The organism is Actinomadura rubrisoli (genome assembly GCF_004349215.1).
In the GTDB taxonomy this organism is placed as follows: Bacteria; Actinomycetota; Actinomycetes; order Streptosporangiales; family Streptosporangiaceae; genus Spirillospora; species Spirillospora rubrisoli.
The window spans coordinates 1-20,924 of sequence record NZ_SMKU01000062.1 but is presented as its reverse complement, the minus strand read 5'-3'; the positions used below and the strand labels follow the sequence as shown (position 1 = coordinate 20,924).

General features: G+C 72.1%; 22 protein-coding genes. 11 read left to right on the top strand and 11 right to left on the bottom strand.

The window, feature by feature from the left end:
• Positions 1–44: 44 nt before the first annotated feature.
• Positions 45–1,253, top strand: coding sequence for an FAD-dependent monooxygenase (locus E1298_RS14735; protein WP_131893428.1), 1,209 nt, complete (start codon positions 45–47; stop codon positions 1,251–1,253).
• A gap of 23 nt (positions 1,254–1,276) precedes the next feature.
• Here E1298_RS14735 and E1298_RS14730 read toward each other — a convergent pair whose 3' ends face one another.
• Complete coding sequence (locus tag E1298_RS14730) at positions 1,277–1,708, bottom strand: MarR family winged helix-turn-helix transcriptional regulator (protein WP_131893426.1); 432 nt, start codon at positions 1,706–1,708, stop codon at positions 1,277–1,279.
• Positions 1,709–1,795: 87 nt separating this feature from the next.
• Here E1298_RS14730 and E1298_RS14725 point away from each other — a divergent pair, with 87 nt between their 5' ends.
• Positions 1,796–3,577 carry an ABC transporter ATP-binding protein gene (locus E1298_RS14725; protein ID WP_279498411.1) on the top strand — a complete coding sequence of 594 codons (1,782 nt, stop codon included), beginning with the start codon at positions 1,796–1,798 and terminating at the stop codon, positions 3,575–3,577.
• 40 nt (positions 3,578–3,617) lie between these two features.
• Here E1298_RS14725 and E1298_RS48085 read toward each other — a convergent pair whose 3' ends face one another.
• Entirely contained in the window at positions 3,618–3,779 is a 162-nt protein-coding gene (locus tag E1298_RS48085) for a hypothetical protein (protein WP_165975461.1), read from the bottom strand.
• Here E1298_RS48085 and E1298_RS14720 point away from each other — a divergent pair.
• Both E1298_RS14720 and E1298_RS14715 read left to right on the top strand, forming a co-directional pair.
• Positions 3,778–4,023 carry a hypothetical protein gene (locus E1298_RS14720; RefSeq protein ID WP_131893422.1) on the top strand — a complete coding sequence of 82 codons (246 nt, stop codon included), beginning with the start codon at positions 3,778–3,780 and terminating at the stop codon, positions 4,021–4,023. The two genes, E1298_RS48085 and E1298_RS14720, sit on opposite strands and share 2 nt — an antisense overlap.
• An 11-nt stretch (positions 4,024–4,034) precedes the next feature.
• The gene (locus E1298_RS14715) at positions 4,035–4,844 is read left to right on the top strand and encodes a hypothetical protein (protein ID WP_131893420.1); all 810 of its coding nucleotides are present in this window, start codon (positions 4,035–4,037) and stop codon (positions 4,842–4,844) included.
• A gap of 53 nt (positions 4,845–4,897) precedes the next feature.
• On the opposite strand, the gene E1298_RS14710 is transcribed toward E1298_RS14715, so the two are convergent.
• Positions 4,898–5,098: a hypothetical protein gene (locus E1298_RS14710; protein WP_131893418.1), complete on the bottom strand. Its 201-nt coding sequence runs from the start codon at positions 5,096–5,098 to the stop codon at positions 4,898–4,900.
• A gap of 158 nt (positions 5,099–5,256) precedes the next feature.
• Between E1298_RS14710 and E1298_RS48080 the strand changes: the two genes are divergently transcribed.
• A complete protein-coding gene (locus tag E1298_RS48080) occupies positions 5,257–5,409 on the top strand; it encodes a hypothetical protein (protein WP_165975460.1) in 153 nt (50 codons plus the stop codon).
• Positions 5,410–5,587: 178 nt separating this feature from the next.
• Here the strand turns inward: E1298_RS48080 and E1298_RS14705 are convergent, their stop codons facing one another.
• Entirely contained in the window at positions 5,588–6,865 is a 1,278-nt protein-coding gene (locus E1298_RS14705) for an MFS transporter (RefSeq protein ID WP_131893416.1), read from the bottom strand.
• Positions 6,866–7,163: 298 nt separating this feature from the next.
• Between E1298_RS14705 and E1298_RS14700 the strand changes: the two genes are divergently transcribed.
• The 3 genes from E1298_RS14700 to E1298_RS14690 all read left to right on the top strand — a co-directional run bounded on the left by E1298_RS14700 (position 7,164) and on the right by E1298_RS14690 (position 10,317).
• Positions 7,164–9,101, top strand: coding sequence for a RiPP maturation radical SAM C-methyltransferase (locus E1298_RS14700; protein WP_131893414.1), 1,938 nt, complete (start codon positions 7,164–7,166; stop codon positions 9,099–9,101).
• Entirely contained in the window at positions 9,098–9,814 is a 717-nt protein-coding gene (locus E1298_RS14695; protein WP_131893412.1) for a DUF5825 family protein, read from the top strand. Before E1298_RS14700 ends, E1298_RS14695 begins: the two co-directional genes overlap by 4 nt.
• Positions 9,815–9,945: 131 nt before the next feature.
• Positions 9,946–10,317: a DUF4267 domain-containing protein gene (locus E1298_RS14690; protein ID WP_131893410.1), complete on the top strand. Its 372-nt coding sequence runs from the start codon at positions 9,946–9,948 to the stop codon at positions 10,315–10,317.
• Here E1298_RS14690 and E1298_RS14685 read toward each other — a convergent pair.
• The 5 genes from E1298_RS14685 to E1298_RS14665 form a co-directional block, all read right to left on the bottom strand.
• Complete coding sequence (locus tag E1298_RS14685) at positions 10,289–10,573, bottom strand: hypothetical protein (RefSeq protein ID WP_131893408.1); 285 nt, start codon at positions 10,571–10,573, stop codon at positions 10,289–10,291. The genes E1298_RS14690 and E1298_RS14685 overlap by 29 nt on opposite strands.
• Positions 10,574–10,766: 193 nt before the next feature.
• On the bottom strand, positions 10,767–11,939 hold the full coding sequence (locus E1298_RS14680; protein ID WP_243725590.1) for a glycosyltransferase: 1,173 nt from the start codon (positions 11,937–11,939) through the stop codon (positions 10,767–10,769).
• 265 nt (positions 11,940–12,204) lie between these two features.
• Positions 12,205–13,077: a phosphorothioated DNA-binding restriction endonuclease gene (locus E1298_RS14675; RefSeq protein ID WP_131893404.1), complete on the bottom strand. Its 873-nt coding sequence runs from the start codon at positions 13,075–13,077 to the stop codon at positions 12,205–12,207.
• Positions 13,078–13,182: 105 nt separating this feature from the next.
• Positions 13,183–14,592 carry a DEAD/DEAH box helicase gene (locus E1298_RS14670; RefSeq protein WP_131893402.1) on the bottom strand — a complete coding sequence of 470 codons (1,410 nt, stop codon included), beginning with the start codon at positions 14,590–14,592 and terminating at the stop codon, positions 13,183–13,185.
• Between the two features lie 283 nt (positions 14,593–14,875).
• Positions 14,876–15,079, bottom strand: coding sequence for a cold-shock protein (locus tag E1298_RS14665; RefSeq protein WP_067460243.1), 204 nt, complete (start codon positions 15,077–15,079; stop codon positions 14,876–14,878).
• A gap of 365 nt (positions 15,080–15,444) precedes the next feature.
• Here E1298_RS14665 and E1298_RS50360 point away from each other — a divergent pair, with 365 nt between their 5' ends.
• Complete coding sequence (locus E1298_RS50360) at positions 15,445–15,585, top strand: hypothetical protein (RefSeq protein WP_243725589.1); 141 nt, start codon at positions 15,445–15,447, stop codon at positions 15,583–15,585.
• A 66-nt stretch (positions 15,586–15,651) separates the two neighbouring features.
• Here E1298_RS50360 and E1298_RS14655 read toward each other — a convergent pair whose 3' ends face one another.
• Positions 15,652–16,308, bottom strand: a complete 657-nt coding sequence (locus E1298_RS14655; protein WP_131893398.1) for a GAF domain-containing protein — start codon at positions 16,306–16,308, stop codon at positions 15,652–15,654.
• 42 nt (positions 16,309–16,350) lie between these two features.
• Positions 16,351–16,737 (bottom strand): STAS domain-containing protein, encoded by a 387-nt coding sequence (locus E1298_RS14650; protein WP_131893396.1) that lies wholly within the window; start codon positions 16,735–16,737, stop codon positions 16,351–16,353.
• Between the two features lie 522 nt (positions 16,738–17,259).
• On the opposite strand from E1298_RS14650, the gene E1298_RS14645 reads away from it, so the two are divergent.
• Both E1298_RS14645 and E1298_RS14640 read left to right on the top strand, forming a co-directional pair.
• Entirely contained in the window at positions 17,260–19,800 is a 2,541-nt protein-coding gene (locus E1298_RS14645; protein WP_131893394.1) for an ATP-dependent Clp protease ATP-binding subunit, read from the top strand.
• A gap of 127 nt (positions 19,801–19,927) precedes the next feature.
• Positions 19,928–20,800, top strand: a complete 873-nt coding sequence (locus E1298_RS14640) for an LLM class flavin-dependent oxidoreductase (protein WP_131893392.1) — start codon at positions 19,928–19,930, stop codon at positions 20,798–20,800.
• Positions 20,801–20,924 lie beyond the last annotated feature (124 nt).

Sequence of the window (20,924 nt, the reverse complement as noted above, 5' to 3'; positions counted from 1 at the left end):
GCGGCGGTGAGCCCGCGGTGAGCGCGGCCGGACACCCTTCCGGCATGACGACCGAGAACATCCTGATCTCCGGCGCCTCCGTCGCCGGGCCCGCGCTCGCGTACTGGCTGGCCGGCTACGGCTTCACCCCGACCATCGTGGAGCAGGCGCCCGCCCTCCGGGACGGCGGCTACGCGGTCGACTTCCGCGGCGAGGTGCACCTCGGCCTGCTGCGCCGGATGGGCATCCTGGGCCCGATCGTGCGGGCGAAGACGGATATGGGCGCCACGACCTACGTCAACGCGGCGGGCAAGAAGCTCGCGAGCATGCCCGCCGACCTGTTCGCCGGGGACGTCGAGGTGCTGCGCGGCGACCTCGCCCAGATCCTGTACAAGGCGTCCGCGCCCCGCGCGGAGTACATCTTCGGCGACTCCATCGCGTCCATGACGGAGACCCGCGACGGCGTGGACGTCACCTTCGAGCACGGCCCGCCCCGCCGGTTCGACCTGGTTATCGGCGCCGACGGGTTCCACTCCAACGTCCGGTCGATCGCGTTCGGCAGGGAGGAGAAGTTCGCCTCCCACCTGGGCCTCTACTGCGCGATCTTCACCCTGGACAACTTCCTGGCGCTCGACCACGCCTCCCTCGCCTACAACACCCCCGGCAAGCTGGTCATTCTCAACAGCGCCCGCGCCAACACCGAGGCCAAGGTCGTCTTCTACTTCGCCTCCCCGCTCATCGACCACGACCGGCACGACGCCGAGGCGCAGAAGACGATCCTCGCCGAGCGGTTCGCGGGCATCGGCTGGGAGACCGACCGGATCCTCGACGCCATGGGCGACGCGCCCGATTTCTACTTCGACTCCGTCGGCCAGATCAACATGGACGCCTGGTCGCGCGGCCGCGTCGCGCTCATCGGGGACGCCGCGTGCTGCCCCTCGCCCGTGTCCGGAATGGGGACGGGCCTCGCCGTGGTCGCCGCCTACGTCCTGGCGGGGGAGCTGGCGGCGGCCGGGGGCGACCACCGGGTCGCGTTCCCCCGCTACGAGGAGGCGCTGCGGCCGTACGCCCGCCGCTGCCAGAAGCAGGGCGAGGGCGCCGCGAGGTTCATGGCTCCGGAGAGCCGGTTCATGTCCTGGCTCATGAACCAGAACTACAGGCTCATGCCGTACCTGCCGGGGAAGGGGCTGATCGCTAAGAGCGCCCGCAAGACCGCCGAGGGCATCGAGCTGCGCGAGTACCCCCCGTGCTCAGAGGTCGTCACCTCGCCATAGGAGCCTCCGGCGGAAGGCGTGAGTCAGCCGCCGTTGGGCCCGCGCGCCGCGTCGTCGACGACGGTGAGCAGCTCGCGCAGGAGTTCCCGCTGCTCGGGGGAGAGCGGGGCGAGCACCTCTTGGGCCGCCTCCCGGCGGATGCCCGCCATGCGGCCGCGGACGGCCCGTCCCGCGTCGGTGGGCTGGACGAGCAGCGACCGCCGGCTGGCCGGGTCCGGCGTCCGGGTGACGAGCCCGGACGCCTCCAGCGCGTCCACGATCGTGGTCACCGAGCGCGGCACCACTCCGAGCCGCTGCGCGAGGTCGCCCATCCGCAGCGGCCCGCCCGCGCCGACGATCACCCGCAGCGCGCGGGCCTGGGCGGGGGTGAGGCCCAGCGGGGCCAGCTTCTCGGACTGGTGGCGGCGGATCCGCCTGGCCGCCCGCAGGAACAGGTCGGCCAGCTCGTTCTCCATGTAGCCGAGCCTAGCTCATAATTCAAGGGAATAATTATGAGGTTAGCTCAGTTATGGTGGGGGTCATCCACCGGAAGGGAACCGCCTGTGCAGCCGAGAGAACCCCTGCCTCCCCCGGACTTCGACCGCCGCCGCATCCTGCGCCTGTTCCACCCGTACCGCGGCCGCCTCGCCGTGGTCCTGCTGCTCGTCGGGCTGTCCTCGCTCGTCGCGCTGGCCTCCCCGTTCATGCTGCGCCACATCCTGGACGTCGCGCTCCCGCAGGCCCGGACGGGCCTGCTCACCCTGCTCGTCCTCGGCATGATCGCCGTGGCGGTCGCGACCAGCGTCTTCGGCGTCCTGCAGACCTACATCTCCACCGGCGTCGGCCAGCGGGTCATGCACGACCTGCGCTCCGCCGTCTACGCGCACCTCCAGCGGATGCCGCTGGCGTTCTTCACCCGCACCCGCACCGGCGAGGTGCAGTCGCGCATCGCCAACGACATCGGCGGGATGCAGTCGACCGTCACCTCCACCGCGACCTCCCTCGTCTCCAACTTCACCTCCGTCACCGCCACGATCATCGCGATGGCCGCCCTCGACTGGCGGCTCACCCTCGTCTCCCTCGGCACGCTGCCGTTCTTCGTGTGGATCAGCCGCCGCGTCGGCAACGAGCGCCGCAGGATCACCGCGCGGCGGCAGCGGCAGCTCGCCGCGATGTCGGCGATCGTCGAGGAGTCGCTGTCGGTCAGCGGCATCCTGCTCGGCCGCACGATGGGCCGCTCCCGCGCGCTCACCGACCGGTTCGCGGACGAGTCACGCGACCTGGTCGACCTGGAGATCCGCTCCAGCATGGCCGGGCGCTGGCGCCAGTCCACGATCCAGATCGTCATGTCCGCGATGCCCGCCCTGGTCTACTGGGCCGCCGGCCTCACCGTCTCCCAGGGCCACCCGCTCGTCACGATCGGCACCCTGGTCGCGTTCACCACGCTCCAGACGAGCCTGTTCCGCCCGACCGTCCAACTGCTCCAGACGGGCGTGGACGTGCAGAGCTCCATGGCCCTGTTCGGCCGCATCTTCGAATACCTCGACCTGGAGCCCGACCTGCGGGAGCCCGCCAAGCCGCACCCGATGCCCCGCGTCCGCGGCGACGTCCGGTTCGAGCACGTCGGCTTCTCCTACGAGCCCGGCGCGGACGGCGCGGACGCGCTCGCCGACATCGACCTGACCGTCCCCGCCGGGACGTCGCTGGCGGTCGTCGGCGAGACCGGCTCGGGCAAGACGACCCTCAGCTACCTGGTGCCCCGCCTCTACGACGCGACGTCCGGCCGCGTCACCATCGACGGCGTGGACGCGCGGGACATGTCGTTCGACGACCTCGCCGCCGCCGTCGGCGTCGTCTCCCAGGAGACCTACCTGTTCCACGCCTCCGTCGCCGACAACCTCCGCTTCGCCAAGCCCGGCGCGTCCGACGCCGAACTCCGCGCCGCCGCCCGCGCCGCCCAGATCCACGACCACATCGCCGGGCTCCCGGACGGCTACGACACCCTCGTCGGCGAGCGCGGCTACCGGTTCTCCGGCGGCGAGAAGCAACGCCTCGCCATCGCCCGCACCATCCTGCGCGACCCGCCGATCCTCGTCCTGGACGAGGCGACCAGCGCCCTGGACACCCGGACCGAGCGCGCCGTCCAGCAGGCCGTCGACGCCCTCGCCGAGGGCCGCACGACGATCACCATCGCGCACCGGCTGTCCACCGTCCGCGACGCCGGGCAGATCGTCGTCCTCGACCACGGGCGCGTCGCCGAGCGCGGCACCCACGACGAGCTCCTCGCCCTCGGCGGCCGCTACACCGCGCTGGTCTCCCGCGACGAGACCCTCGCCGCCGCCTGAAAACCGATCTCCGCAAAGAAAGCACACTTCCAACCCGCGATCAGGAAAAGCGGCCACGCCGCCGAGCGCCGTCCATTAACGTGCGCGAGCCGCCGATGGGGCGAAGTGTCGGAAAGCGGCGCCCGGGGATTCCGCCGATCTCTGAAAACTTGACGCGGCGGACGTCGACTTCGCCGCCGCGCTGCGGAATGGTCGTCCCCATGGATTCAAGAATTCGAGCCGCCACGGCGTCCGGCCCCACCGGATGGCTGCTGACCTTTCTCGGCGCGCGCGAGCAGGCGCTGCGCACCCACTCCGGACTCGCCGCCGGACCGGCGGAATGGCTGCTGGTCTTCCTGGAGGTCGAGCGCGCCGACCTGTCGAGCCGGCAGCGTCCCGCGCTGCTGTCGCGGCGGGGCCGCACCGAGGAGTACCCGTTCGGCCGCCTCAACGCCCGTAGCGCATAGAGCGGAAGGTCATGATCATCGAGATGTTCCTCGCCGCCCTCATCGGCGGCGCGATCGGAGTCGCCGAGCTCGTGGCGCGCTACCGCGACAAGCCCGTCGCGGCGGTGCTGTCGCCGGGCGGCCTGCTCTTCGTCTTCGTCAACACCAGCGCGTCCATCGTCGCCCTGATCACGGTGACGGCGGCCGGCTGGACGTTCGGGCTGCCCGCCACGATGCCCCCGACGAGCCTGCTGGTCGTCCGTGTGATCGCGGCCGGGCTCGGCTCGGCAGCCGTCCTGCGCATGTCGTTCGCCCCGGCCCAGGGCAAAACGGTCGGCACCGGCCCGATCGCGCTGCTCAACGGCATCCTCCGGATCGCCGACGGCGAGCTTGAGCGCAAGCGCGCGCTCAGCCGCCTGTCGCACAACGACCTGTCCGGGCTGTCCTTCGAGCGCGACCACGCCGCGCTCGCCGAGCTGTGCTGCCACCTCATGCGCGAGTTCGACCTGTCCGAGGCCCAGCGGCTCGGCGGCCTCGCCGCCGAACTCAGCCACCGCGACGACCTCACCGACGCCGACAAGCTGGACTGCTGGGGCCTGGAGCTGACCCGCCTGGTCGGCGAGCGCGCCCTCCGCCAGGCCGCGCGGCGGCTGCGGGACCGTCCCCGCGAGGAGACGCGCGCGCCCGCGCCCGAGGACGAGCGGCTGGCCACCGTGGCCGCCGAGGGCGAGTACGCCGCCGAGCCGTCCACGGGACCGCTGCGCCCGCCCGTCGCCAAGACCTCCCGCCTCGCCTCCGGCGCCAACGGCAGGACCGAGCGCAAGTCGTTCAGCGACGCCTGAGCCCGCGGGTAAGACCGGTGTGCCCGCGCGGGGGCGCACCGGTCATTTCCCGCTTACGATTTCGACCGGACGATCAATGGCAGAGCGTTTTCCGGCTTGTTCTGTTCTTCCATGGCGGAGGCGATGCGGTGCAACGCCTCCGCCATCGAGATGAGCGCCTGCACCTGGGCGGCCGCCATGAGATTGCGCGGGGAGGGATCCGCCGCCTGCGCCTCCGCGGCCGCGTCGCACGCCTGCTGGCTCCACCAATGCACACGACGATCCTATTCGAGACGGCTATTGCCGCACCTGCCGCCGCGCCGCCGACCGTACCCGTGAAAGGCCCTATCCCGTGAACACCTGGCCGTCCGCTCCACGGGACGCCCGACCGAGCCCCCGGCAACCCCGCTGGGCGGTGAAACCGCTCCGGCAGTTGACGGCGGGGGAACTCGCCGAGGCGCTGGAGTACCTGGAAGCGCACCGTCCCGACGACGACGTCCTCGGCCGCGCCCTGGCCGGCGAGTTCGCCCGCCGCACCGCGGCGGAGTACCGCGCCCCGGCCGCCAGGCACGCCCGTCCCACGTAACACCCCTTGACGCGCCCGCGTTTGAGGGCGGACGCAGGTGGCCGAGCGACGGGCGCGTCCGGGTGCCGGTCAAGCCGCACGCCCCGCCCGTCCTGCACGCGGCCTTCGTACTTGCCGCGCCGTGACCTGGTTCGCCGCGTGACCCGGGCCGGCCATCGCCGACGCCGGAGGGGCGCGGTCAGGTCTGGAGCACCTTCACCGGAGCGGGTGTTTCGGTGGGCGCGAACCGGTGACGGCTGGTGAGGATGAACAGCCCGGCAGCCGCCGCCAGGACGGCGGCCAGGAGGAAGGCCCCTTCCGGCCCCTGCCGCGCAGCGAGGAGACCGGCCAGGGGGAGCGTCGCCGCCTGGCCGCAGTTGTTCATGGTGGAAAGCCAGGTGTAGGTCTCGGCCTTGCGTCCGTCCGGCGCGACGATCCCGGCGATCCGGCTCAGCAGGGCGAGCGCGGGGGCGACGACGAGGCTGCCCAGCGCGACCGCCGTCCCGACCAGCCAGGGCCCCGGCGCCAGCGCGCCCAGCACGGACGCCGCCGCGAACCACCCGGCCAGCACCGTCATGTGGACGGGCAGGGACCCCGGCCACCTGCGCATCCCGAAGAGCAGGCCGCCCGACAGGCTCGCGGCGGCGGCGACAGCCATGATCACGCCGAGGAGCTCCGGCCGGTGCAGCTCTCCCGCGACGCCGGCGACCCCCACCTCCAGGACGGCGAGCGACGGCAGGAAGAGGAAGGCGCCGACCAGGAGCCGCCGGACGCCGCCGTCCGTGAGCGGGCCGAGCGTCCACAGCGCGGGACGGGTCCTGCCGCCCGCCGGGCCGCCCGCCGCCGGGCCCGCCGCCGCCGGCGGGGCGAGGCGCGCACTGCCGAGCATGACCGCCACACCCGTGACGGTCGCGACGCCCGCGGCGGCGAGCGGGAACCATCCGGCCAGCGCGCCCAGCACGCCGACGAGCAGGGGGCCGATGACGTAGACGGTCTCAAGGATGACCGCCTCGATGGTGAAGGACGTCGTAAGGAGCTCGTCCGGGACGAACGTGGGCAGGGCCACGCGCAGCGCGGGCCCGGCCGGGGGGAGGGAGGCGCCCGCGAGGACGGCGCCCGCGAGCGGCAGCGCGGGGGACGACACCGCGGAGACCGACCAGCAGGCCGCGAGGAGGGCCAGCGCCGCGCAGTGGGCCACGGCGGTCAGGAGGAGTACCCTGCTGGCGGAAAAGGTGTCCAGGGCCCGGCCGAGGAGCGGCGTCGCGATCATGAGTGCGGCGGAGAAGGCGCCGACGAGCAGGCCGGAGCGCGCCGTCCCGCCGGTCTCCTGCCCCAGCAGGAGCAGGGAGAGCCCGATGACGCCGACGGGCATGCGGGCCAGGAGGTAGCCCACGAGGAGCCGGCCGGTGCCGGGGATGGCGAACAGGGCGCGGTAGGAATTGGCTGGCCGGTCCCCTCGTCCGCCGGATTTCTCCATCGGCATATACACCCCCAGTGGTCAGAGAAGCACGGGCACAGGGCAATAGGAAAGAGAAGTCATGATCTTGGCCGACATCGGCCACACCGCCCGGCGATCACCAGTCCGACGGGTAGAAAAGCTGAGTGAACACGAGAGTCGAGAAGGGAGGCAGACGGTGAAGCGAAAGGTTATCCGCAAGCAGCAGGGCGCGAGCCAGCGTCACGAGTTCTGACGGACGCAAGCGTGGCCGGACCCTTTCGGGTTCGCGCCACGTTGCCGTCCCTGGGCCAAGCTGGAACGTTTCGGAGGTCGACACGTGCGCGTCACCCTGGCGGTCATGCCCTGGCACCTCATGACCGCTCCGAACGGGGCCGCGAGCGTGCTCTCCGCCGCGATCCGGCCAGACCACGAGGTCACGACCTACTACGGCAGTATTTCCTTCGCCGAACTCATGCTGGCGGAGGCGTCGGCGGCGTCCGAGGCGTCGGAGGCGTCCGGGGCCGGCACGGCCGCGAAAGCGCGCCTGCTCCCCGAGGCGTATATGTACGTCGCCGAAGAGGGATTCACAGGCGGAATCGGCGAATGGCTGTTCGCCGGAGCCCTCTACGGCCACACCGACTTCCCGGACGAGGCCGCCGCGGCCTGCGAGGCGATCGGGTTCGCGCCGGACGTCGCGGAGCAGATCTTCCGGCTGGCCCCCTCGTTCGTGTCGAGCGCGGCGGACGAGATCATCGCCGGCCGTCCCGACGTCGTCGGGTTCACCACGACGTTCTCCCAGACCGTTCCGGCGCTGGCCGTGGCGCGGCGGCTGCGCGAGCGGGCCCCGGGGACCGTCATCGTGTTCGGTGGTTCCAACTGCGACGACACCATGGGCGCCGCCCTGCACCGCAACTTCCCGGAGATCGACCATGTCGTCCGCCGGGAGGGTGAGGCCCCGCTGCGCTCCCTGCTGGAGGCGCTCGCCCTGCCCGCCGCCGAACGCGCCGGACGGCTGGCCGCGATCCCCGGCCTGTGCTGGAGGGACGAGTCCGGAACGGCCCACGCCAACCCGGAGGGCGGCGGCCTGCCGGGCGGCGCCGACTTCCCACCCATGGACCAGACCGCCTATTTCACCCGCCTTGAGAACTCCCCGGTCGCCGACTACATCCAGCCCGCCCTCATGATGGAGACGGCGCGCGGCTGCTGGTGGGGCGAGCGGCACCATTGCACATTCTGCGGCCTGTCCGACCTCATCCTGCCCTTCCGCTCCAAGCCGCCGGACAGGGTCGCCGATGAGCTGCTGAAGGGCGTGGCCGAACACCAGGTGCTCGACGTCCTCACCACCGACAACATCGTCGACAAGTCCTATTTCGATACGCTGTTCCCCCTTCTTGAGAAGAGCGACCTCGATCTCCGTATCATGTACGAGATCAAGTCCGACCTCACCCGCGACCAAGCGCGCGCCCTCCGCGCCGCGGGCGTCATCCAGGTACAGCCGGGAATCGAGAACCTCCATTCCCTGCCCCTGAAGCTCATGCGCAAGGGCGTCACCGGCACCGGGAACGTCGCCACCCTCAGAGAGCTTCAAGAGCAGGGCCTGACCGTCCTGTGGAACTACCTTGTCGGCTTTCCCGAAGAGACCGAGGAATGCTATAGGGAAGTGATCGCCCAGATACCCTTCCTGCACCACCTCCAACCTCCGCTCGGCGCGCACAGGATCGCCCTCGAACGCTTCAACCCCTACTTCGACAACCCGGACATGGGCTTTCCCGAGCGCCGTCCCCGCTCCTGGTACCGCGGCGTGTTCCCGCACCTGTCCGAGCCCGACCTGACCGACGTGGCCTACCTCTTCGAGACACCCGACCGCGGCGTCGGCGGCGCCACGCTGCAGGCGTTGAAGGCGGCCTTCGACGCCTGGCGCGACGCCTACTCCGTCTCGTCCCTCACCCACCGATCCGTCGCCGGACGGCTCTACCTGTACGACCGCCGGGCCGGACGGAAGGCCGCCGACCACATCCTCGACGAGCCGCTCGAAGTCGCCGCCTACACGACCCTCGCCCGCCCCCGTTCCCCCGAGAGCCTGGCACGCTCCCTGACCGCCGCCGGATGGCCGGTCGACGCGTCCTGGACGGCCACCTTCATCGATGAACTGGCCGACCTGGGCCTGGTCTACCGGGAATCCGGACGCGCGGTGACCTTGTCCACCGCACACGACGCGACGGCCGTCCGGGGCTCGGCGATCCCCACACCCGCCATGGTCGGAGCCGGCACATGATCCGCGACCTCCCGCCGGTCACCCTGTCCTCCGCCGGCATGGCCGCCGCCGAGGACCGTCCCGACGTCCGAGTCCTGGACTTCGCCCTGGCCGACCTGAGCACCTCCCTCCTCCTGCTCGGCCATCCGGTCGAGGATTCCCCGGCCCGCCTCCTGGACGAGGAGCCGCTGACCTGGCTCCGCCTCCATTCGCTGGACTCCGGCATCTGGCCCGGCGACGACGACTTCGCACGGCTGCTCAACGCCGGGGTCGCCGGCATGACCCTGCCGTCCCTCCCCAGCACACCTGAACTGATCGCGTTCCTCGTCCGCGCGACCTCGTTCGGGCTGCCACTGGAATGGGGAGGCCCGGTAGGCGACCTCCCCTGCCGCCTCCTGTTCCACCTGACCCCGCCCGCACACGGCGACGACTCCGCCCGCAAGTGGCGCGCCGCCCACCGCTACGGCCTGTGCTACTGGCGCCGAGGGCCGGCTTTCGCCGCCGTCCAGGACCTCCGCTCCGACCCCGGCGCCCACTACGTGATCCATGAACCGGCCCTGCTCGACCTCTTTCACCGCCTGGCCGACCCCCTCGACACCAGAACCCTTACCGACGCGGACCGTGCGTCCCTGGACGAGCTTCTGGACGCCGAACTGGCCGTCCAGCTCGACCACATCGCCGTCGGCCTCGCCTACCGCCTCCGCCGCTGGCCCACCCCGGTGATCGACTTCTAAACCTCACTGACCAGCCCAAACCCGGCCAACGACACCCCACACGCCCGAAATTCTAGCGCCGCTAGCATTCCTGCAAAGGCTATGTTAACATCGACCGTGTTCCTAGCGACGCTAGATCACGGAGATGGATCATGCTCACACCCCTCGCGTACGGCCTGGCCGTCCTGCTCAGCCTCTTCATCACCTTCATCGGCGTGCGCTTCCTCGTGGCACCCCGCCCGGCGGCCGCCGGCTACGGAGTCTCCGCCAAGGAGAACGGCGACGCCGCCTACCTGTCGATCAAGGGCCTGCGCGACCTCACCTACGGCATCCTCGGCCTCGCCCTGATCGCCTTCGCCGGCGCCCACGCCGTCGGCTGGTACATGCTCGCCGTCGCCCTGGTCCCCCTGGGCGACACCCTCATCGTCCTGCGCCACGGCGGCACCAAGGCAGCCGCCTTCGGCATCCACTTCGCCACCGCCGCAGTCGTCCTCGTCAACGCCGCCCTCCTGTTCGCCGCATGAAGTGGGCGGCCTGGTCCATGGGCGGGAAGTCGGCGCCGCCCGGCAGGCCGCCGCCCTCCGGGTTGGCGTGGGCCGTTCCGGACTCGTCCCTCCAGCACAGGCCGGGGATCGCGGCCAGCCGTCCGGCGCGTTCGGCGGCGGGCAGGGCGAGCGCCTCCAGCAGGGAGCGCAGCGGGGCCTCACCCTCCCGGCGGACGACATGGTCGATCTCCGGGAAGTTGCGGCGGCGCCATAGTGTCGTCGCAGTTGGAACCACCGAAGACGATGATGGTCCCCGGAGCCCGCTCACGCAGCCGCCGCGCCACCGCCCACCGGGGTCTTCTGATGGCGATCAGTGCCGTCCGGCTTTACCGGGAGCCTCGCCCGCCCACCACGTCCTGCGTCGTCGGGTCGATGAGTCCGGAGTATCGGTGTGTCGTTCGCCGGTGCCTGGAATGGGTCGGTGTGGTTCACGCGGACATGGGTGGCCCTTTCTGGCTGGCCGTGTCGAGGAGCAGTTCCGCGGCCACCGTCGTTCCGTCGGTGCGGATGGTGCCGGCCACGGTCTTTGCCCGTGCTCGGGTCTCGGGGGCCAGGGCCGTGGTGAGCGCGGCTGACAGGGACTCCACGGTCGGCGTCCGGCCTTCGTGGGCCGCGCCGATGCCCAGTTCGGCTATCCGGGCGGCCCAGCGCGGCTGGTCCGCGATATGGGGGACCACGACCTGGGGTGCGCCGGCCCGGGCGGCCGTCGTCGTGGTGCCGGCGCCGCCGTGGTGCACGACGGCCGCCACCCGGGGAAAGAGCGCTTGCTGGTTGACCTCGCCGACGGCGAAGCAGTCGTCCTGGTCGTCGATCAGGTCCAGGTCGGCCCAGCCGCGGGCGAGGACCACGCGGCGGCCGTGCGCGCGGATCGCTTCGATGGACACCTGGGCGATGTCCTTGGCGGTGTACGCGGCCATGCTGCCGAAGCCCACGTACACCGGTGGTTCTCCCGCGTCCAGGAACGCCTCCAGTTCGGCCGGGAGCGGGCGGTCGTCGGGCAGGATCCACGCCCCGGTCTGGACGACGTCGAGGTCCGTCTCGCCCTCCGCCGGCCACAGGGCCGGGTCGGCCGCCAGCCACGGCTGGTCGCCGAAGACGTGGTCGCGGACGTTGTCCACCGGCGGCAGGCCGATCGCCGCCCGGTGGCTGTTGAGCGCCTCGCCGTACAGCGCGTTCACCCTCTCGGCGTCCTGCTTCCACAGCACCCGGTTGTCGGTCTCGTCCTCCGGGGACGGCGTGCCCGGCCGTACTCCCGGAGGGAAGTGCTGTGACGGCAGCCCGAAGGTGTGGAAGCAGGCGAACACGTACCGGATGCCCAGCTTCTCGGCCACGTCCCGTACGCCGGCCGGCATCAGGCCGGTCGCCAGCAGCGCGTCACATCCCTCGGCGGCCGTGGTGAGCGTGTTGAACCGCGCGGCGACCAGCTCGGGAGCCAGCCGGAACGCGTCTTTGGCCGAGGGCGGCTTCGGGTTGGCGACCACCGAGTGCACCGTGGGGCCCAGCGGCACCAGCGGCACGCCGGCACGCGCCAGCAGCGCCACGAAGTCATCGTCCGGCGGCGCGCACACCTGGACGTCCGCGCCGAGCTCCCGTAGCCGCACCGCGAGTCCCACCAACGGTTCGACGTCCCCCCGCGATCCCCACGTCGACAACAACACACGCATACCGCGTCCCCCATTTCCGCAGGTTCTGGCCTTTCGGTCGACAATCTTGAGGTACGACCCGGGTCTTGCCGCAAGCCCCCTGGTGCGCTATAAGTTAGAAGTGGCAGGGAGTGTGAGCTCCTTGCCATTGCCTTTTGCCCCCCGCGAAGCAGTGGCCCGCCGCCTACGGCGCCGGGTCGACCAGCGGCGGGAAGTGACCGAGTCAGGCGGCGCGGGCGGGGGAGCGGAAGACCTCGCGCGCGTGCCAGATGATGTGCTGGTCGTCGACCGAGGGGAAGGCGCTCTGCGGACGGCTGGCGGTGCGTCCGGCGAGGTCGATGACCTGGCCGCGGGACGTCGCGCCACGGCCGATGTAGTGGACGGAGACCGTGATCTCCCAGCCGGGCGTCATGCCCAGCACGCCCTTGTCGAAGAGCTTGTGGTGCAGCGCGCATAGGCAGAGGCCGTTTCCGACGTCGTCCGGGCCGTCGAAGGCCCACCACTGGACGTGTGCGGCGTCCAGTCCGACGGCGGTGCCGTCCAGCCATCCGTCGTAGCCGCAGAACGCGCACCGGTACTCGTAGGCCACCATGACCCGCTGCCGGAACTCCCGGCTCCGGCGCCGCACGGCCGCTCCGGCGGCCGCCTCCAGGTCGAGGCCGGCCTCGGCACACAGGTCATCGTGGAGGGACGGTTCGAAGTTGGCGTCCAGGATGGCCCGGCCGAGCTGTGGCAGCAGCCGGGGGTCGCGGCGGAGGGCCTGGACGAGGTCGTCCGTCAGGTGGCCGCTGGCGCCGGTGCTCCGCAAAGCGCCGACGCCGGACCCGGGGCTGGGGCCGCCGTCGGCGGTCCGTACTTCCCACAGGCCGTCGCTGGCCAGGTGGTGGAACGGATAGCCGGGGCTTGTGGGACGAGGCGGTCCGAACTCCCGCAGCAGATGGGCCAGGTGCTGTTCCGCGGCGCTGAAGACGATCGGGGCGTCACCGTGGCGTTGGAAGTGCCCCAGCGCGTACAGCAACAGCAACGGCTTGTGCGGCGCCCGCTCCTGCCCGCGCGTCCAACGACGGACCGCCGTGACCCGCTCGACCCAGTCCACATCCGGCAGCCTAGGGCGTTCTTATGGGTCCTGGGCGTCGCGCACCAGAACGTAGATCCATAAGAAGCGCCCTAGGGACAACGGCGCCCCCGCTTGGGCGGCGGGTCAGCTGTTGCGGGTGGACGAGCCTCGGCGCGACCGGCGCTTGGAGGGGGCGTTCTGAGGGCCCCTGCGGGCGTTGGGGGTCTCGCGCCGTACCGGGGCGATGGGCTGGTCGGACGGGGCGCGGGCGCCGGTGATCCGGGCCAGCTCGCCGTCGCCCGGACGGACGGACGCCGCGTTCGGCGTGATGCCGGCCTTGTCCATCAGGCCGGCCATCTCGCGGCGCTGCGAGGGGGTGACGAGGGTGACCACGGTCCCGGCCTGCCCGGCGCGGGCGGTGCGGCCGCCGCGGTGGAGGTAGTCCTTGTGGTCGGCCGGGGGGTCGACGTTGACGACCAGGTCGAGGTCGTCGATGTGGATGCCGCGGGCGGCGACGTTGGTGGCGACCAGCACGGTGACGTCCCCGGTGCGGAAGTTCTCCAGGGTGCGGTTGCGCTGCGACTGGGACTTGCCGCCGTGGAGCGCGCCGGCGCGGACGCCGCGGGACGCCAGCTTGCGGACGAGCCGGTCGGCGGCGTGCTTCATCCCGACGAACATGAGGACGCGGCCGTCGCGGGCGGCGATGTGCGCCGTCGTCTCCTGCTTGTCGGTGTCGCTGACGTGCAGGACGTGGTGCTCCATGGCGGTGACCGCCCCGGCGGACGGGTCGACCGAGTGCGTCACCGGGTCGCTGAGGAACCGGCGGACGAGCTGGTCGATGTTGCGGTCCAGCGTCGCGGAGAACAGCATCCGCTGCCCGCCGGGCGGGGTGAGGTCGAGCAGCTGGGTGACCTGGGGCAGGAAGCCCATGTCGGTCATCTGGTCGGCCTCGTCCAGGACGGTGATCGCGACCCGGTCGAGCATGCAGTCGCCGCGGTCGATCAGGTCGGCGAGGCGGCCGGGCGTGGCGATCAGGACCTCGGCGCCGCGGCGCAGCGCGTTCGCCTGGCGGCCGAGGGACATGCCGCCGACGACGGTGGTCGCGCGCAGGTTCACGGCGTCCGCGTAGGGGGTGAGGGCGTCGGTGACCTGCTGGGCGAGCTCGCGCGTGGGGACGAGGACCAGGGCCAGGGGGCGGCGGGGCTCGGCGCGCCGTCCGGCGGTGCGGGCGAGCAGGCCGAGGCCGAAGGCGAGGGTCTTGCCGGAGCCGGTGCGGCCGCGGCCGAGGACGTCACGGCCGGCGAGGGTGTTCGGCAGGGTGGCGGCCTGGATGGGGAACGGGGCCGTCACACCCTGGCGCTCCAGGGTGGTCAGCAGGCCCGCGGGCATCGCGAGTTCGGAGAACGACGCGATGGGGGGCAGTGCCGGCGTCGATCCCTGCGGGGGAGCGAACTCGCCGTCGGGCCGCTGCCGGGTCGCCGGACGGCGGTGTGCCGCGCCGGCGCGGGGCCGGGACGAGCGCCTGCGGTCGGGCGATTGGGCAGTACGGGGCATGGAGAGCCTTCCTCGGAATTGGCACGTGTCGAGGAGTGCTCCGCTGCGCAGGACCGAACGGCTCGGGGGCCGGGCGAAGAATTCTCAAGAACGAACCGGGAGACGACGGGCGGCATGGTCGCCGCTGGTCGAAGGGAAAAGTCGTGGGGAAACAAAGGCCGCCGGCGGCGGGAGCCGCAGGCGGCCTCGCCCAGCACGCCCTGGAGCGCGATGGGCGGTCGGCGCGCGGCGGGCGACCCGGGGGCTGCCCGCCGCGCTGTCGACGGTGAGACGTTGTCGACGATCAGGCGGGAACGATGTTCTCCGCCTGCAGGCCCTTCTGGCCCTGCGTGACGTCGAACGACACCTTCTGGCCCTCCTGGAGCTCACGGAAGCCCTGGGCCGCGATGTTGGAGTAGTGGGCGAAGACGTCGGCGCCGCCGCCGTCCTGCTCGATGAAGCCGAAGCCCTTTTCGGCGTTGAACCACTTGACGGTACCGGTGGCCATGTTGATCTCCTTCTGGCTCGGTCCCGATCCCACACCTTGTGGGACCGAGGATGCCGCGACCGCCCATCCGGAAGATCCGAACAACAAAAAATGCGCCCTAGGTTGGAACCGGCAGGCGCACACAAGTGTCTATGGGAACCGCAACTGATGTCAGCGTATCACAGGGTCCCGGCGTCACACCAGTTTCAGGGTCCCGCGGGCGATCCTGCCAGGCAAAGTTCCAGATCAGGAGCAGAAGAACCCCCCATCATGCCTCGCGTGGGCGCATACTGGCGATGATGAAACCCTCCCGAGCCGCTCGCCGGCGACATCTGCCCACCAGTCCCTTCAAGCCGCCGCCTCCCGCTCCGCCTGCCAAGGAGTTCGTGCTGGAGGACCAGGTCACGCACGACAAGTACGGCCTGGGCCGCGTCATCGAGGTCGAGGGCGGCTACGCCGTGCTCGTCGACTTCGGTGAGCGGAAGGTCAGGATCACAGCCCCGTACGCCAAGCTCTTCAAACTCTGAGACCCCGCCGAACCAGCCCCACGTCCGCTGCCACGGACTGGGCGCCGCCCCGCCCGGCTTACCGGATCACGTCTCCGCGGAACGCTGCGGACGCAGGACTCGGAGGGCCGGGCCCTCGGGGGCGTTGAACGACGGCAGGCCCGGGTCGGTCGCGCGCCGTTCCTCGGACAGCTCGATCAGCCGGGCCGACATGTCGGCGAACAGCAGCAGCTCCCGCGCCGTCGCGGTGGTGAACGGCGCCGCGCCCGGACGTCCCACGACGGCCAGCACTCCGCGGACGGCCTCTCCGGTCTCCAGCGGCAGCAGCAGGATCGGCCCGGCCGGCAGCTCGCTGAGCGCCTGGTCCACGGCGATCCGCGACGACAGCGCCCGCCGGGAGCTGAACGCCCGGCCGATCATCGAGCGGCCCCGGCGGACCGTCAGGCCGCGGATCCGGTCGCCCTCGGCGCCGACGGCGATGTCGATCCGCAGGGTGCTGGTGTCCTCGGCGGGCAGCGCGACGAACGCCAGCGAGGCGCGCGCCAGCGACCGGGCGCGCGTCGCCACCAGGACGAGCGCCTCCGTCAGGCCCGTCCCGTTCAGGACGGCCGCCATCACCTCAAGCGACGCGTCGAGGCGGTGGCGGTCCTCCGCGGCGCGCTGGGGCCCCGCGGGCCGCCATGTGATCGTCGGGACTTCGTCCTCGGTCATCTCGTCATCCCGTATCTCCTCGACCGGGTCCATGTCACCGGCTCCGTTCTGGCCATGGGCCGGGCTCCGGCGCGTTCAGGCCGCGGCCGATCGACCGCTGGGGCCGGAGAGCAGCGCGCCGCCGACGGTGCTCCGGATGGTGAAGGCCCGATGCAGCCCGGTGACGTGCAGCATCTTCTCCAGGTGGGGGCGGGGGGCGGCGAGGACGACGGCGGCGCCGCGCGATTGCGCCCGGCGGCGCGCCCCGACGAGCAGGGCCAGCCCGGACGCGTCGCAGAACGTCACGCCGGAAAGGTCGAGGACCACCAGGGGGCCCGGGTCCTCCAGGACGGTGTGCAGCCGCTCGCGCAGGAACGGGGCGGTGGCGATGTCGAGTTCGCCGTGGACGGCGACGAGGGTGTGCTCGGGCGTCCGTTCGCGGCTCAGCCAGGCCCCGTGCGGTGAGGTGTCGATGGTGAACATGCCGGATCTCCGATCCAGAGTCTGAGAATGGCAGGCCGAAGGCGGCGGGCGTCAGGCCATGCGCGCGTGTTCGTCCTGGCCGAGGCGCGGGGAGGACTCACCCGCGTTCGGACGAACCGGTACTGCGGCGGCATGGGCGCCGGACCTGTCTGGGCCTCCCGAAGGAGACCATGTCGTGGGAGCCAGGGGGACGCAGGCTTGGTTACCCGCATCGAGAACCCCTCGCTCGCGCCCTGAGTCTACGCCCTCCCGCCCTCGCGTGCGGGTACCGCGGCCGGTGCCTCGGACCAGCGGGTTTCCGGCTCATTCGGGTGGGCACGACCCTGACGTCGCGATGACCGGAGCGGCGAACGGGGACGCGCGTGTTCCGATGGGCACGACCCTGACCGTCGCGATGACCAGAGCGGCGAACGGGGACGGGGGTGCGGGCCGCCCGCATGGTGCCCGCGCGTCTCGACCGGGCGGTTCGTCGGCGCCGCACGCGGTCCGCCCCCGATCGCCCCCCGACGAGGAGGTTCGACGATGACCGCGGGTTGGTACGGAGCCGGTGACATGGACCCGTTCGAAGAGATGCTCGCCCGCTTCTTCGGGGCGAGGGCGCACCGCCGTCCGGTGGAGCGGATCAGCCTCGCGCGGCTCATGAGCGAGCCCGCGCGCGAGATGTTCCGGGACGCGGCGACGCAGGCGGCCCAGTGGGGGAGCACCGACCTCGACACCGACCACCTGCTGTGGGCGGCGACGCGGCAGCAGGGCACGCGGCAGTGGATGGTGCGGGCCGGAGCCGATCCGGACGCGATCCGGGACGAGATCGAGGCCCACGCCCGGCGGGGCGAGCCGCGCGACATCCCGCCCGAGCTGACGCCCTCCGCGAAGCGCGCGCTGCTCGACTCGCACCAGGTCTCGCGCGCCCTCGGGTCGTCCTATATCGGGCCCGAGCACCTGCTGTTCGCGCTGGCGCTCGACCGCGGCTCCAGCGCGGGCCGGATCCTGGACGCCGCGCACGTGACACCGGACACGCTGCAGTCGGCGGCGAACGGCGGCGGGCAGCCCCCGAGCGGCGGCGGCCCGGGCGGGGCGCAGCCGTCCAGCACGCCCACGCTGGACGAGTTCGGCCGCGACCTGACCGCGCTCGCCCGCGAGGGCCGGATCGACCCCGTGATCGGCCGCGAGGAGGAGATCGAGCAGACGATCGAGGTGCTGTCGCGGCGCACCAAGAACAACCCGGTGCTGATCGGCGACCCGGGCGTGGGCAAGACGGCGATCGCCGAGGGGCTCGCGCAGCGGATCGTGGACGACGACGTCCCGGACACGCTGCGCGGCACGCGGCTCGTCCAGCTCGACCTGTCCGGCGTCGTCGCCGGGACCCGCTACCGGGGCGACTTCGAGGAGCGCCTGAAGAAGGTCGTGGACGAGATCCGCGAGCACGCCGACGAGCTGGTGGTGTTCATCGACGAGATCCACACGCTGGTGGGCGCGGGCGGCGCGGAGGGCTCGATGACCGCGGGCAACATGCTCAAGCCCGCGCTGGCCCGCGGCGAGCTGCACGTGGTCGGCGCGACGACCATCGATGAGTACCGCCGCGACATCGAGAAGGACGCCGCGCTGGAACGCCGGTTCCAGCCCATCCTGGTGCCCGAGCCGAGCGCCGACGACAGCATCGAGATCCTGCGCGGCCTCCGGGACCGCTACGAGGCCCACCACCAGGTGCGGTTCGCCGACGAGGCCCTGGTGGCGGCGGTGGACCTGTCCAGCCGCTACCTCACCGACCGGTTCCTGCCCGACAAGGCCATCGACCTGATCGACCAGGCGGGCGCCCGCGTCCGGCTGCGCTCGGGCAGGCGGGACGGCGGGCGGCGCGGCCTGGAGGAGCGCCTGGACCGGCGGCGCCGGGAGAAGGACCAGGCCGTCGCCGACGAGGACTACGAGAAGGCGTGCGAGCTGCGCGACGAGATCGGCCGCCTGGAGTCCGACCTGGACGCGGCCCGTGACGACGACGCCCCCGTGGCCGTGCCCGAGGTCACGACCGAGGACATCGCCGAGGTGGTGTCCCGGATCTCCGGCGTCCCGGTCACCCAGCTCACCCAGGCGGAGCGGGAGCGGCTGACCCAGCTCGAAGAGCACCTGCACGAGCACGTCATCGGGCAGGAGGACGCGGTGGCGGCGGTGGCGCGGGCCGTCCGGCGCTCCCGCGCGGGCATGGGCGACCCGGACCGTCCGATCGGCGGGTTCCTGTTCCTCGGCCCGACCGGCGTCGGCAAGACGGAGCTGGCGAAGGCCCTCGCCGAGGCGCTGTTCGGCAGCCGCGACCGCATGATCCGCTTCGACATGAGCGAGTTCCAGGAGCGGCACACGGTGAGCCGCCTCATGGGGGCGCCCCCCGGATACGTCGGCTACGACGAGGCCGGTCAGCTGACCGAGGCGGTCCGGCGCCGGCCGTACTCGGTGATCCTGCTGGACGAGATCGAGAAGGCCCACCAGGACGTCTTCAACGTGCTGCTCCAGCTCCTGGACGACGGGCGGCTCACCGACGCGCAGGGCCGCACCGTCGACTTCCGCAACACCGTGGTCATCATGACCAGCAACCTCGGCTCCGAGCTGATCACCGGCCAGGCCGAGATCGGCTTCGGCTCGGTCGGCGACACCGGCCGGGACACCGCGCTCAGCGACCGGATCATGCGCCGGCTGCGCGAGTCGTTCCGTCCCGAGTTCCTCAACCGCATCGACGAGATCATCGTCTTCCGGCGGCTGGAGGCCGGGCAGCTCCGCCAGATCACCGACCTCCTCCTGGACGAGACCCGCCGCCGGCTGCGCGCCCAGGGCGTCACCGTGTCGTTCACCACCGAGGCGGTCGACTGGCTCGCCCAGCGCGGCTACCAGCCCGAGTTCGGCGCCCGTCCGCTGCGCCGCACGATCCAGCGCGAGGTGGACGACCGCCTGTCGGACCTCCTGCTCTCGGGCGACCTGCAAAGCGGCCAGCACGTCGAGGTCGCCGCCGCGGACGGCGGCCTCGTGTTCCACGCCTCCACCCCCCAGAGCGCCTCTGAGTCCGTCATCCGAACGTGAGCCGGCCCGTCCCGCGGCGGACGCGCCCCGTCCGGACGCCGCTCGTCCTGGCGCCGCTCGTCCGGACGCCGGACATTCGGCCGCAAAACGGATTGCCGTCGCCGTGACGGCGACGCAGCATGGCGTCATGCGCTTCTCGATCAACATCCCGAATTTCGGAGACTTCGCCGACGCCCGGACCGTGGCCGAGGTCGCCTCGTCCGCCGAGCGGGCCGGATGGGACGCCCTGTTCGTCTGGGACCACGTCGTGTACGACAAACACGACCGCCGGACCTTCGGGGATCCCTGGATGCTGCTGACGGCCGCCGCGCTGGCGACCAGCCGGATCAGGCTCGGCACCCTGGTCACCCCGGTCCCCCGGCGCCGTCCGCAGCAGCTCGCCCGGCAGGTGGCCACCCTGGACGCGATCAGCGAGGGACGCGTCGTCTTCGGCGCGGGGCTGGGCGGGCCGGTCAGGGACGAGTACGGCAGTTTCGGGGAGCCGACCGATCCGGTCGTGCTCGCCGAACGCCTGGATGAGGGACTGGGCCTGCTCGACCGCTACTGGTCCGGCGAGCCGGTGACCCACCAGGGCACGCACTACCAGGTCGAGGACGTCGCCCTGCTGCCCGCCACGGTGCAGCGCCCCCGTCCGCCCGTCTGGATCGCCGGATTCTGGCCGAACCGGCGGCCGATGCGCCGGGCTGCCCGCTGGGACGGTGCGGTCCCGCTGTTCGGCGACGGTTCGCACGGGCATGCCCCGCCCGCCGACCAGGTCCGCGACCTGGCCGCCTACGTCCACCGGCACCGCGACGCCTCCGGCGCGCCCGGTGACAGGCCGTTCGAGATCGTCGTCGGGGGCGTCAGCCCGTCCGGCACCGCCGAGGCGCGCGACCTGATCGGGCCGCTGCTCGACGCGGGCGCCACCTGGTGGGACGAGCGGCTGCACATCGACGGCCCGGACTTCGACAAGCTCGCGCCCGTGCTCCGCCGCGTCGAACAGGGCCCGCCCGCCCTCTAGGGCGCTTCTTATGGATCGACATTCTGTGCGCGTCGCTCACGGTGAAACAAGACCCATAAGAAACGCCCTAGTCAGCCGCCGTCGAGGGGCCGGTTCGCGCCGGCACGGGCGGGCCGGCGCGAAC

Excerpts from the sequence above, each read along its gene's own strand:
- E1298_RS14655 (WP_131893398.1), bottom strand. The coding sequence starts at position 16,308 with ATGGACCCGGTCGAGGAGATACGGGATGACGAGATGACCGAGGACGAA.
- E1298_RS14730 (WP_131893426.1), bottom strand. The coding sequence starts at position 1,708 with ATGGAGAACGAGCTGGCCGACCTGTTCCTGCGGGCGGCCAGGCGGATC.
- E1298_RS14705 (WP_131893416.1), bottom strand. The coding sequence starts at position 6,865 with ATGGAGAAATCCGGCGGACGAGGGGACCGGCCAGCCAATTCCTACCGC.
- E1298_RS14690 (WP_131893410.1), top strand. The coding sequence starts at position 9,946 with ATGCTCACACCCCTCGCGTACGGCCTGGCCGTCCTGCTCAGCCTCTTC.
- E1298_RS14720 (WP_131893422.1), top strand. The coding sequence starts at position 3,778 with ATGGATTCAAGAATTCGAGCCGCCACGGCGTCCGGCCCCACCGGATGG.
- E1298_RS48085 (WP_165975461.1), bottom strand. The coding sequence starts at position 3,779 with ATGGGGACGACCATTCCGCAGCGCGGCGGCGAAGTCGACGTCCGCCGC.
- E1298_RS14735 (WP_131893428.1), top strand. The coding sequence starts at position 45 with ATGACGACCGAGAACATCCTGATCTCCGGCGCCTCCGTCGCCGGGCCC.
- E1298_RS14665 (WP_067460243.1), bottom strand. The coding sequence starts at position 15,079 with ATGGCCACCGGTACCGTCAAGTGGTTCAACGCCGAAAAGGGCTTCGGC.
- E1298_RS14650 (WP_131893396.1), bottom strand. The coding sequence starts at position 16,737 with ATGTTCACCATCGACACCTCACCGCACGGGGCCTGGCTGAGCCGCGAA.
- E1298_RS14670 (WP_131893402.1), bottom strand. The coding sequence starts at position 14,592 with ATGCCCCGTACTGCCCAATCGCCCGACCGCAGGCGCTCGTCCCGGCCC.
- E1298_RS14695 (WP_131893412.1), top strand. The coding sequence starts at position 9,098 with ATGATCCGCGACCTCCCGCCGGTCACCCTGTCCTCCGCCGGCATGGCC.
- E1298_RS14645 (WP_131893394.1), top strand. The coding sequence starts at position 17,260 with ATGACCGCGGGTTGGTACGGAGCCGGTGACATGGACCCGTTCGAAGAG.
- E1298_RS14640 (WP_131893392.1), top strand. The coding sequence starts at position 19,928 with ATGCGCTTCTCGATCAACATCCCGAATTTCGGAGACTTCGCCGACGCC.
- E1298_RS14715 (WP_131893420.1), top strand. The coding sequence starts at position 4,035 with ATGATCATCGAGATGTTCCTCGCCGCCCTCATCGGCGGCGCGATCGGA.